Source organism: Streptomyces sp. UH6, assembly GCF_013421635.1.
Taxonomy (GTDB): Bacteria; Actinomycetota; Actinomycetes; order Streptomycetales; family Streptomycetaceae; genus Streptomyces; species Streptomyces abyssomicinicus.
This window is the reverse complement of the sequence record NZ_JACADT010000099.1, coordinates 1-10,654: the sequence shown is the minus strand read 5'-3', so window position 1 is coordinate 10,654 and position 10,654 is coordinate 1. Positions and strand designations below refer to the sequence as shown.

Below are 10,654 nucleotides of genomic sequence, written 5' to 3'. Positions count from 1 at the left end.
CTCGACCGCGCCGGGGCGCTCGTCGGGGAAGCCGGCCAGGATGCGCGCGGTCTCCTTGAAGGTGCACAGGGGCGCGCCGCGGGTCGGGGTGACCGGGCGCCCCTCGATGAGGTCGTCGACCAGCTGCCGGGCGGCGGCCGGCGTCATGTTGTCGAAGAACTCCCAGTTGACCATCACCACGGGGGCGAAGTCGCAGGCCGCGTTGCACTCGATGTGCTCCAGCGTGACCTTGCCGTCCGGGGTGGTGCCGTTGTTGCCGACGCCCAGGTGCTGCTGGAGGTCCTCGAAGATGGCGTCGCCGCCCATCACCGCGCAGAGCGTGTTGGTGCAGACGCCCACCTGGTAGTCGCCGCTCGGCCGGCGCCGGTACATCGTGTAGAAGGTGGCGACGGCGGTGACCTCGGCGGTGGTGAGGTCCAGCATCTCGGCGCAGAACCGCATGCCGGTGCGGGTGACGTGGCCCTCCTCGGACTGCACCAGGTGCAGCATCGGCAGCAGCGCGGACCGGGAGTCCGGGTAGCGGGCGATGATCTCGCGCGCGTCGGTCTCCAGCCGGTCCCGCACGTCCTGCGGGTAGTCCGGGGCGGGCAGTTCGGGCATGCCGAGACCGACGCCCTGGGAGGGTGTGCCCTGGGCAGGTGTGCTGGTCACCGGTCGACGCCTCCCATCACGGGGTCGATGGACGCGACGGCGACGATGACGTCGGCCACCTGGCCGCCCTCGCACATCGCCGCCATGGCCTGCAGGTTGGTGAAGGACGGGTCGCGGAAGTGGACCCGGAAGGGGCGGGTGCCGCCGTCGGAGACGACGTGCACGCCCAGTTCGCCCTTGGGCGACTCGACCGCCGTGTAGGCCTGGCCGGGCGGGACCCGGAAGCCCTCGGTGACCAGCTTGAAGTGGTGGATCAGGGCCTCCATGGAGGTGCCCATGATCTTGCGGATGTGGTCGAGGGAGTTGCCGAGCCCGTCCGGGCCGAGCGCCAGCTGGGCCGGCCAGGCGATCTTCTTGTCGGCGACCATCACCGGGCCCGGCTTCAGCCGGTCCAGGCACTGCTCGACGATGTGCAGCGACTGGCGCATCTCCTCGAGCCGGATCAGGAACCGGCCGTAGGAGTCGCAGGTGTCGGCGGTCGGGACGTCGAAGTCGTACGTCTCGTAGTCGCAGTACGGCTGCGTCTTGCGCAGGTCGTGCGGGAGGCCGGTGGAGCGCAGGATCGGGCCGGTGGCGCCGAGCGCCATGCAGCCGGCCAGGTCGAGGTGGCCGACGTCCTCCATGCGGGCCTTGAAGATGGGGTTCCCGGTGGCGAGCTTGTCGTACTCCGGGAGGTTCTTCCGCAGCTTCTTGATCGCCTCGCGGATCTGGTCGACGGCGCCGGGCGGGAGGTCCTGGGCGAGCCCGCCGGGCCGGATGTACGCGTGGTTCATGCGCAGGCCGGTGATGAGCTCGTAGAGGTCCAGGATGATCTCGCGGTCGCGGAAGCCGTAGATCATGATCGTGGTGGAGCCGAGCTCCATGCCGCCGGTGGCGATGCACACCAGGTGGGAGGAGAGCCGGTTGAGCTCCATCAGCAGGACGCGGATGACCGTCGCCCGGTCGGGTACCTGGTCCTCGATGCCGAGGAGCTTCTCCACCGCGAGGCAGTAGGCCGTCTCGTTGAAGAAGGACGTCAGGTAGTCCATGCGGGTCACGAAGGTGGTGCCCTGCGTCCACGTCCGGTACTCGAGGTTCTTCTCGATGCCGGTGTGCAGGTAGCCGATGCCGCAGCGGGCCTCGGTGACGGTCTCGCCCTCGATCTCCAGGATCAGCCGGAGCACTCCGTGGGTGGACGGGTGCTGGGGACCCATGTTGACGACGATGCGCTCGTCGTCGGCCTTGGCGGCCGCCTCGACGACCTCGTCCCAGTCGCCTCCGGTGACCGTGTAGACCTTGCCCTCGGTGGTCTCGCGGGCTGTTGCCGACTGCGTGCTCATGAGTACGACCTCCGCTGGTCCGGAGCCGGGATCTGGGCGCCCTTGTACTCGACGGGGATGCCGCCGAGGGGATAGTCCTTGCGCTGCGGATGGCCCTGCCAGTCGTCCGGCATCATGATCCGCGTCAGCGCCGGGTGGCCGTCGAAGACGAGGCCGAAGAAGTCGTACGTCTCGCGCTCGTGCCAGTCGTTGGTCGGGTACACCGACACCAGCGAGGGGACCCGCGGGTCGCTGTCGGGCGCGCTGACCTCCAGGCGGATCAGCCGGTTGTGGGTGATCGACCGCAGGTGGTAGACGGCGTGCAGCTCACGCCCCTTGTCGTTCGGGTAGTGCACGCCGCTGACCCCGGTGCACAGCTCGAAGCGCAGGGCCGGGTCGTCCCGCAGGGTGCGGGCGACGCGCAGCAGGTGCTCGCGCTCGATGTGGAAGGTGAGCTCGCCGCGGTCGACGACGGTGCGCTCGATCGCGTTCTCCGGCAGCAGCCCCTGTTCCTCCAGGGCGCCCTCCAGCTCGTCGGCGACCTCGTCGAACCACCCTCCGTAGGGCCGGGAGGACGGGCCGGGGAGCCGGACCGGGCGGACCAGGCCGCCGTAGCCGGAGGTGTCGCCGCCGTTGTTCGCGCCGAACATGCCGCGCTGGACGCGGATCTCCTCGCCGTGGTCCCCCCGTTGTCCGGGGAGGTTGGAGGCGGAGAGGTCCTTCTCCGGGTTGGGCTCGCTGTGCAGGTCGGGTTCTTTGGCGTCGCTCATCGCAGGAGGCCCTTCATCTCGATGGTCGGCAGGGCCTTCAGCGCCGCCTCCTCCGCCTCCCGGGCCGCCTGCTCGGCGTTCACGCCGAGCTTGGAGGTGCGGACCTTCTCGTGGAGCTTGAGAATCGCGTCCATCAGCATCTCCGGCCGCGGCGGGCAGCCGGGGAGATAGATGTCGACCGGCACGATGTGGTCGACGCCCTGCACGATCGCGTAGTTGTTGAACATCCCGCCCGACGAGGCGCAGACGCCCATGGAGATCACCCACTTGGGAGCGGGCATCTGGTCGTAGACCTGACGCAGGACGGGCGCCATCTTCTGGCTCACCCGGCCCGCCACGATCATCAGGTCGGCCTGGCGCGGTGATCCGCGGAAGACCTCCATGCCGAACCTCGCCAGGTCGTACCGGCCGGCGCCTGTCGTCATCATCTCGATGGCGCAGCACGCCAGGCCGAACGTGGCGGGGAACATGGATGACTTGCGCACCCAGCCCGCGGCCTGCTCGACGGTGGTCAGCAGGAATCCGCTCGGCAGCTTTTCCTCGAGTCCCATGTCTCTCTCAGCCCCTCAGGCCCCTTGGGGGCCTCTCAGTCCCAGTCCAGGCCGCCGCGCCGCCACACGTAGGCGTACGCGACGAAGACGGTGAGCACGAAGAGCAGCATCTCGACGAGCCCGAAGATCCCCAGGGCGTCGAAGGTGACCGCCCACGGGTAGAGGAAGACGATCTCGATGTCGAAGATGATGAAGAGCATCGCCGTCAGGTAGTACTTGATGGGGAATCGCCCACCGCCGGCCGGTTGAGGGGTCGGCTCGATACCGCACTCGTACGCCTCGAGCTTGGCTCGGTTGTAGCGCTCTGGACCGACCAGCGTGGCCATGACCACGGAGAAGATCGCAAAGCCTGCCCCGAGGGCTCCCAGTACGAGGATGGGCGCATACGCGTTCACCGCTCCTCGCTCCTCTCAGTCGGCACTGACTGCTGGCGCTTGCACACCGGATCCGCCTCCTGCCTCTCGGTGCTCGCTCGGTGCTCGCTCGGCGCTCGTGAAGATCGAGAACATGTGAAGCAGGTCACAAGCCCGGTAGCTCCGCATCTTATGCCTGGTGGTCTGTGATCTGCGACACGCGATACGAGACGGGCTTTGTGATCTCTGCCACCCGGACGGCGATCAACGGGTGCGAACGGCTTGGATCTTGACGCTGCACGTACACAACTGATCACACAAAGCGACAAGTTGACGCGTACGCCCAGGCCAGAGGGCGCGTCTCTATATCAAGAGTCTTCCCGTGCAAGCAAATTCGCGGCAGTGGTTGATCATTGATATAAGCGACCGCTTCCTCCGGAGGCGACGAGAAACGTCGCGTGCCGGTGGCCGGAAAGCGCCCCGCGGCGTGTGCACGCGTTCACGAGCGACACGGGAAGATCACAACAGTGACCTCGCCGTGACCTCCGCCACATCGGACCGCCACGGGAACCCCTTCGAGTTGGCGAACTCGTGCACGGATGGTAAGCGTGGGCAAATCGGGCGTAATGCTGGAACTCCGTGCTCACAGCCTCGCGAAGGCGTGCCCGTTTCGCCCTTTTGGTGCCTGATGACCGTTCCCTGAGGGAGACTTCGGGGACGACGGGCGCCAAATGTGGCGGACGGCACGATTGTTGAAGGGAGGGACGATCCCCTGGTAGGTCTGGTTGCCATGTCCCAGACCGCTCACATACGCAGCCACCGGAAGCCCCGCCGCAGCGCATCGAAGATCGCGATGCGAGCCGGAGTCGCCGGTGGCGTTCTCAGCACCCTTGCCGTGGCCGGCGCCTCGGGTACGGCGACTGCGGCCGAGCCCGTGACGCAGACGCTGGAACTCCCCACCCTCACGGCCGACCTGACGGCCGAGGCCGCCATCTCCGCGGAGGCCACCGCGTCGGCCGCCGCCACCTACGAGCTCCAGGCGGAGCGCGACGCCGCCGCCGAGCGCGCCGCCGACCTGGCCGAGCGCAACCTCAAGAAGGCCAAGGCCGAGGCCGAGGCCAAGCAGGAGGCCGAGGAGAAGGCCGCCCGCGAGGCCGCCGAGCGCGCCTCGCGCGACTCCGCCCGGGAGACCCTCACCACCGCCTCCGCGAGCTCCTCCGCCTCCACGGCCGTCAGCGGATCCGCCGCCGCCGTGGTGGCCTTCGCCAAGGCCCAGGTCGGCGACGCCTACGTCTCCGGCGCCACCGGCCCCAACGCCTGGGACTGCTCCGGCCTGGTGCAGGCGGCCTACAAGCAGGCGGGCGTCAGCCTGCCGCGCGTGTCCCAGGACCAGTCCGTGGCCGGCACCCAGGTCTCGCTGAGCAACCTCCTGCCGGGCGACATCCTCTACTGGGGTGGCGCGGGCAGCGCGTACCACGTGGCCATCTACGTGGGCGGCGGCCAGTTCGTCGGCGCGCAGAACTCCGGCACCGGCGTCGTGCAGGCGTCCCTGGACTACGACCCGCCGTCCGGCGCGGTCCGCGTCCTCTGACGTCACCCACCAGCGACACACACGGCGAAGGGCCGCAGCCTCCGGGCTGCGGCCCTTCGTTCCTGTCCGGGAGCGGTGTGCCCTCCCGGGAGGCGGCGGATCAGACCGCGGTCGTCCCGGCCGCCCGGCGGCGGATCAGGTACAGACCGGCGCCCAGAGCGGTCAGCAGCAGCGCGCCGCCGCCGATGAGCAGGGCGTTGCCCGCACCGGTGGAGGCCAGGCCGCCGCCGGTGTCACCGTCCTGCTCGCCGTCCTTGGCCCCGCCGTCGCCGTCCTGGCCGTCGTCCTCGCCGTCACCCGGGCCGGGCGTCGGCTCGTCGTCCTCGCCCGGGGTGGTGTCCTGGTCGCCGTTGACCACGATCCAGGCGGTGTCGTTCGACGGGTCGGAGTCCGGGCGGCCGCCCTCGGGGAGGGCCGCCTTGCCCTTGGCGCCCGCCACCACCTTGTCGACGCGCAGCTCGAACGGCAGGTCGTAGGCGGCGTCGGGGAGCATCGGGGTGGCGACCGAGCAGAGGTACTCGCGCCTGTCCTCGACGTTTGCCTGCCGGCAGTTCGCGGGGGCCTTCGTCACCGTGGTGCCCTCCGGCGTCCCGACCGTGAACCTGATGGGCTCGCCGCCCGAACGGAGCGAGCTGATCCAGGCCGGGCCGTTGTTGCGGAAGCCCAGCTCGGCCGTGACGGTGTCGCCCTTGCCGCCCTTCACCGAGGCGCCGGTCAGCTCCAGGTCGATGGGGGTGTTGGTCGGGAAGTCGAGCTCGGTGTAGGTGGCGTAGTCACCGGCGTCGGCGCCCGGGACCTCGCGCAGGGTCAGCTCCGGCCCGTCGCCCGGCTTCCCGCTGCCGGAGGCCGTGCCCGGGGAGAAGCGGTAGTGGACGATGTCGAACGCGGCGTAGTCGTGGGTTCCGATCTCCATGGGCGCCGACAGCTCGTACGCCGCACCGGCCTCGAAGGTGCCGGGGAAGACGCAGACCACGTCGGTGCCCTGGTGGAGCAGGGAGCCCGTGGTGGTCTCCGTGTACGTGCAGTTCCGGTACCGCTGCTCGAAGAGCAGGCCGTAGCTGCCGTGGACCTTGAGCACGGCGCCCTTGCCGTCCTGGCCGCCGGCGTTCCTGAAGCCGAGCGGCGCCTTCAGGGTGTCGCCCGCCGCGAACCCCTTGGGCTCGGTGAGCGTGCGGCCCTTGTAGGCGGCGCCGCCGACCAGGACGTCGATGGTCTGCGGGGTGAAGGTCAGGTTCTCGCCCTCGCCCGTGATGCGGACGGTTCCGGTGTCACCGGACGCGCTGCCGGAGGTGGCGTTGAACTGGATGCTGCCGAGCTCGTTGTAGTACTGGCCGGCGTAGACCTCCCAGCCGCTGCAGACCGCGACCATGTCCTCCACGTCGCAGTTGTGCAGCCCGGACAGGTCGACCGAGACGACGCCCTCCAGGTCGCTGGCGTCGACGGTGACCTTGAAGTCCGCGTAGCGGACCGGGTAGATCACGCCTTCCTCGTCCGGCTCCGGTTCCTCGCCGGGGCCCTTGAAGCCGATGGTGGCCTCCGGGCCCTGCATGCCCTCCGCGTGGTCCGCGAGGTCGACGTCCACGTGGGTCTTGCTCGCGGTGATCGGGAGGGTGAGCGGAGCCTCGTCCTCGGCCTGCGCGGTGCCCGCGAGGCCGCCGGTCAGCAGGACGGCGGTGGCCAGCAGAGCGGCAGCTCCGCGAGGGCCCCGTGGCCGTCGGGCCGATGAGTTCATGAGGTGAAGACCTTTTCGCCGAAGGGGTGCACCGGGTGATGCACCCCGTTCGACCGGGCCCGACTGCCCCTGGTTGCCCAGGAGTTCATCACGAACCCGTCACACCCGCGGAGGCCCCCGTCACGGGCGCCCGAAGGACGTCACCGGCGCGGAACCGGCCGGTTCGGTGAGGACCCGTTCCTGGTACTCGGGGGCCCCGGGGGCGACCACCCGGACGGTCAGGGGGAACGAGGTGAAGGCCAGCCCTTCGCCCTGCCCGGTCAGGATGAACGTGCCGGTCGCGCCGGGCACGGCCTCCGGGTCGACGCGCAGCGTGAGGACGTCGACCGGCCCGTCCGGCCAGTACATCCGGTCGTACGCGCAGGTGGTGACCGGGCCGTCCCCGCAGGACAGGTCGACCGAGGTGATGCCGTCGAGGCCGCTCGCGTCGAAGGTGAGGGTGTAGGGCCCGTCGTGCACCGGGGGGACCACTCCGGTCTCCGGGTCCGGCTCGGGTTCGGAGACCGGCACCTCCAGGAACGGGAAGACCTCCACCCACTGGCCCGGCCGCACGTCCAGCTGCTGGGGGGAGAAGCCGACGGAGACCGGCCAGGGATCCGTCGTCGCGGCCCGGGCGGTGCCCGTGGTGCCGCCGAGCAGAAGTGCCGTCACCGCCAGCAGCCCCAGCGCCCCCCGGCGGCGGGCGCCCCGGCCCGCCCGTACACGTCTTCCGCGTCGGCGTCGCACGTCCCCTGTCATGGCGTTGCCCTCCCGTCACCCCGCGGGCGCCGGCCGACGCCCAGGTCGTACGACGGTCGGCGGGCGTCACCGGTTGCCCCGACATGCCGGAAAAAAGCGGAAGAGGGCTTCCGGTCGCGAGGACGGGGAGCTCCTCGTCAGGACCAGGGCGCTCCTCGTCAGGACCAGGAATCTTTCTCAGGACCGGGGCGTGATCCTCGTCAGCGCGGCCAGGACGCGGTCCACGGCGTCGCCGCCGGTGGGATCGGTCAGGTTGTTCACGAGGCGGAAGGCGATCTTCATCAGCTGCGGGTGGGAGAGTCCCCGCTCGGTGGCCAGTCTCATCAGCGCCGGCCGGCCGATCAGCTTCACGAAGGCACGGCCGAGCGTGTAGTAGCCGCCGTGGGTGTCCTTGAGGACGCGCGGGTAGAGCCGCAGCGCCGCCTCACGGCCCTGCGCGGTGCGCCGGGCCCGGGCCTGTGCCACCACCTCGGCGGCGGTCCGCCCGGATTCCATCGCATAGGCGATGCCCTCGCCGTTGAACGGGTTGACGGCGCCCGCGGCGTCGCCGACCAGCAGCAGCCCGTCGGCGTAGTGCGGCTGCCGGTTGAATCCCATCGGCAGCGCGGCGCCGCGGACCGGGCCGGTCATGTGCTCGGGGGTGAAGCCCCACTCCTTGGGCAGCGACGCGCACCAGTCCCGCAGCACGCGTCGCCAGTCCGGGTCCTGGTACGGCAGCGAGGCGTCCAGGACACCCAGGCCCACGTTGCAGGTGCCGTCCCCCAGGCCGAAGACCCAGGCGTAGCCGGGCAGCAGGCGGCCGCCGGGGTCCGGCCGGTCCCGCACCTCCAGCCAGGACTCCAGGTAGTCGTCGTCGTGGCGCGGGCTGGTGAAGTAGGTCCGCACGGCCACGCCCATCGGCCGGTCCGCGCGGCGCCGCAGGCCCATCGCGAGGGAGAGGCGGCTGGAGTTGCCATCGGCCGCCACCACCAGCGGGGCGCGGAACGTCACCGGACGCCTCTCCTCGCCGAGCGTGGCACGCACGCCGGTGATGCGGCCGGTGCGGTCGTCGAGGACCGGTCCGGTGACGGTGCAGCGCTGGAGGAGCCGTGCTCCGGCCGTCCGGGCCTGCCGGGCCAGCCGTTCGTCGAAGTCGTCGCGGCGGCGGACGAGTCCGTGGTCCGGGAAGGTGGCCAGCTGCGGCCAGTCCAGCTCCAGCCGCATCCCGCCGGCGATCACGCGCAGCCCCTTGTTGGGCAGCCAGCCGGCCTCCGGGGAGGTGTCGACGCCCATGGCCACCAGTTCCTTGACGGCCCGGGGGGTGAGGCCGTCGCCGCAGACCTTCTCGCGGGGGAAGGCGGTCTTCTCCAGCAGCAGGACGTCGAGTCCGGCGCGGGCCAGATGGTGGGCGGCGGCAGAGCCGGACGGACCGGCGCCGACCACGATCACGTCGGCGTCCGTCGCGCTGCCGGGGTCCACGGCGCCGTCGGTGTCCGCGGTGCTGTCGGGGCGGTCGGGGAGCGGCTCGGTCACAGCGGATTCTCCCCGGGAACGAGGGTGCCGACGGGGCATGACATGGGCAGTCTATGCAGCGACCACCGATCTCCGGCCGAAGGCAGACACCGTGAACCGCACGCTTCCCGTGGTGAGACTCCGCGTCCCGACCGACGAGGACGCCTGGGCCTGGCACGACCTCTTCGACGACCCGGAGGTGATGGAGTTCTTCGGCGGCGTCTCCCGGGACGTCTCCTCCTACCAGCTGAGCACGGCCCGGCAGCGCAGGAACGCGGCCGAGCACGGCTTCTGCTTCTGGTCGGTGCTCGACGAGGAGGACGAGGTGATGGGCTTCGTCGGCGCCCAGCCGTGGCCGCAGGACTGGGGGCCGGCGGTCGGCGAGATCGAGATCGGCTGGCGGCTGGGCCGCCGGTACTGGGGCCGGGGCTATGTGACCGCGGCGGCCCGGCAGACGCTGGAGCGGGTCCGGGAGACCGGGGTCGAGTCGGTGGTGGCGATGGTCGACGCGGAGAACGAGCGGTCCGTCGCGGTCACCCGGAGGCTGGGCATGGAGCTCGTCCAGCGGTTCGTCACTCCGGACCTGGGGCGGGAGGGGCACATGTACCGGCTCTCCCTCGTCTGACGCCGCGGACGGCGGGACCGGGCGCCACGGCGCGGGGTCCGGCGGCTCGCCGGGCCCCGCCGCGACGGTCCGTCAGACCCGCTTGAAGCCGCGGTGCAGCGCCACGATGCCGCCCGTGAGGTTGCGCCAGGCCACCTCGCTCCAGCCGGCCTTGCCCAGCAGGGCCGCCAGGGACGGCTGGTCGGGCCACTCCTGGATCGACTCGGCCAGGTACACGTACGCGTCCGGGTTGGAGGAGACGGCCCGCGCCACCGGCGGCAGGGCCTTCATCAGGTACTCCATGTAGACCGTGCGGAACGGCGCCCACACCGGCCGGCTGAACTCGCTGATCACCACGCGCCCGCCCGGCTTGGTGACCCGGTACATCTCGGCGAGCGCGGTCTCGGTGTCCTGCACGTTGCGCAGGCCGAAGGAGATGGTGACGGCGTCGAACGTGTCGTCCCCGAAGGGGAGCCGGGTCGCGTCCCCCGCCGTGAACGGCATCCACGGGTGGCGCTCCTTGCCGACCCGGAGCATGCCGAGGGAGAAGTCGCACGGCACCACGTACGCGCCGGCCTCCGCGAACGGCTGCGAGGAGGTCGCCGTGCCGGCCGCCAGGTCCAGCACCTTCTGCCCCGGACGCGCGTCCACCGCCTTGGCGACCTCCTTGCGCCACAGCCGGGCCTGCCCCAGGGACAGCACGTCGTTGGTCAGGTCGTAGCGTTTCGCCACCCCGTCGAACATCGAGGCGACTTCGTGCGGCTGCTTGTCCAAGGATGCGCGGGTCACGCCGCCCATTGTTGCAGCCGCCTCCCGGGACTCCGCCGATGCCCCGGGGGTCGGTCCCTCGGGCCGGCCCCGGGCGTCCGCGCGGG

General features: G+C 71.0%; 11 protein-coding genes. 2 read left to right on the top strand and 9 right to left on the bottom strand.

Annotated features, from left to right (window positions below):
- The 5 genes from nuoE to HW445_RS08605 form a co-directional block, all read right to left on the bottom strand.
- A partial coding sequence (nuoE, locus tag HW445_RS08625; RefSeq protein ID WP_180220437.1) for an NADH-quinone oxidoreductase subunit NuoE occupies positions 1–600 on the bottom strand: 600 nt, incomplete at its 3' end.
- A gap of 47 nt (positions 601–647) precedes the next feature.
- Complete coding sequence (locus HW445_RS08620) at positions 648–1,970, bottom strand: NADH-quinone oxidoreductase subunit D (protein WP_180220436.1); 1,323 nt, start codon at positions 1,968–1,970, stop codon at positions 648–650.
- Positions 1,967–2,719 carry an NADH-quinone oxidoreductase subunit C gene (locus tag HW445_RS08615; RefSeq protein WP_180220435.1) on the bottom strand — a complete coding sequence of 251 codons (753 nt, stop codon included), beginning with the start codon at positions 2,717–2,719 and terminating at the stop codon, positions 1,967–1,969. The genes HW445_RS08620 and HW445_RS08615 overlap by 4 nt, the downstream gene beginning before the upstream one ends.
- The gene (locus tag HW445_RS08610; RefSeq protein ID WP_151771833.1) at positions 2,716–3,270 is read right to left on the bottom strand and encodes an NADH-quinone oxidoreductase subunit B family protein; all 555 of its coding nucleotides are present in this window, start codon (positions 3,268–3,270) and stop codon (positions 2,716–2,718) included. Before HW445_RS08610 ends, HW445_RS08615 begins: the two co-directional genes overlap by 4 nt.
- A gap of 35 nt (positions 3,271–3,305) precedes the next feature.
- Complete coding sequence (locus HW445_RS08605; RefSeq protein ID WP_180220434.1) at positions 3,306–3,665, bottom strand: NADH-quinone oxidoreductase subunit A; 360 nt, start codon at positions 3,663–3,665, stop codon at positions 3,306–3,308.
- A gap of 748 nt (positions 3,666–4,413) precedes the next feature.
- Between HW445_RS08605 and HW445_RS08600 the strand changes: the two genes are divergently transcribed.
- On the top strand, positions 4,414–5,214 hold the full coding sequence (locus HW445_RS08600) for a C40 family peptidase (RefSeq protein WP_180220433.1): 801 nt from the start codon (positions 4,414–4,416) through the stop codon (positions 5,212–5,214).
- A 100-nt stretch (positions 5,215–5,314) separates the two neighbouring features.
- Here the strand turns inward: HW445_RS08600 and HW445_RS08595 are convergent, their stop codons facing one another.
- The 3 genes from HW445_RS08595 to HW445_RS08585 all read right to left on the bottom strand — a co-directional run bounded on the left by HW445_RS08595 (position 5,315) and on the right by HW445_RS08585 (position 9,196).
- Entirely contained in the window at positions 5,315–6,946 is a 1,632-nt protein-coding gene (locus tag HW445_RS08595) for a hypothetical protein (protein ID WP_180220432.1), read from the bottom strand.
- 120 nt (positions 6,947–7,066) lie between these two features.
- The gene (locus tag HW445_RS08590; protein WP_180220431.1) at positions 7,067–7,672 is read right to left on the bottom strand and encodes a hypothetical protein; all 606 of its coding nucleotides are present in this window, start codon (positions 7,670–7,672) and stop codon (positions 7,067–7,069) included.
- A gap of 189 nt (positions 7,673–7,861) precedes the next feature.
- Positions 7,862–9,196 (bottom strand): geranylgeranyl reductase family protein, encoded by a 1,335-nt coding sequence (locus HW445_RS08585; RefSeq protein WP_374939621.1) that lies wholly within the window; start codon positions 9,194–9,196, stop codon positions 7,862–7,864.
- 91 nt (positions 9,197–9,287) lie between these two features.
- On the opposite strand from HW445_RS08585, the gene HW445_RS08580 reads away from it, so the two are divergent.
- Positions 9,288–9,800, top strand: coding sequence for a GNAT family N-acetyltransferase (locus HW445_RS08580; RefSeq protein WP_180220429.1), 513 nt, complete (start codon positions 9,288–9,290; stop codon positions 9,798–9,800).
- A 72-nt stretch (positions 9,801–9,872) separates the two neighbouring features.
- On the opposite strand, the gene HW445_RS08575 is transcribed toward HW445_RS08580, so the two are convergent.
- Positions 9,873–10,568, bottom strand: coding sequence for a demethylmenaquinone methyltransferase (locus HW445_RS08575; RefSeq protein ID WP_180220428.1), 696 nt, complete (start codon positions 10,566–10,568; stop codon positions 9,873–9,875).
- Positions 10,569–10,654: the final 86 nt, after the last annotated feature.

Bases quoted from the DNA above. Each gene is read 5' to 3' on its own strand.
- HW445_RS08600 (WP_180220433.1), top strand. From the start codon at position 4,414: ATGTCCCAGACCGCTCACATACGCAGCCACCGGAAGCCCCGCCGCAGC.
- HW445_RS08595 (WP_180220432.1), bottom strand. From the start codon at position 6,946: ATGAACTCATCGGCCCGACGGCCACGGGGCCCTCGCGGAGCTGCCGCT.
- HW445_RS08620 (WP_180220436.1), bottom strand. From the start codon at position 1,970: ATGAGCACGCAGTCGGCAACAGCCCGCGAGACCACCGAGGGCAAGGTC.
- HW445_RS08610 (WP_151771833.1), bottom strand. From the start codon at position 3,270: ATGGGACTCGAGGAAAAGCTGCCGAGCGGATTCCTGCTGACCACCGTC.
- HW445_RS08615 (WP_180220435.1), bottom strand. From the start codon at position 2,719: ATGAGCGACGCCAAAGAACCCGACCTGCACAGCGAGCCCAACCCGGAG.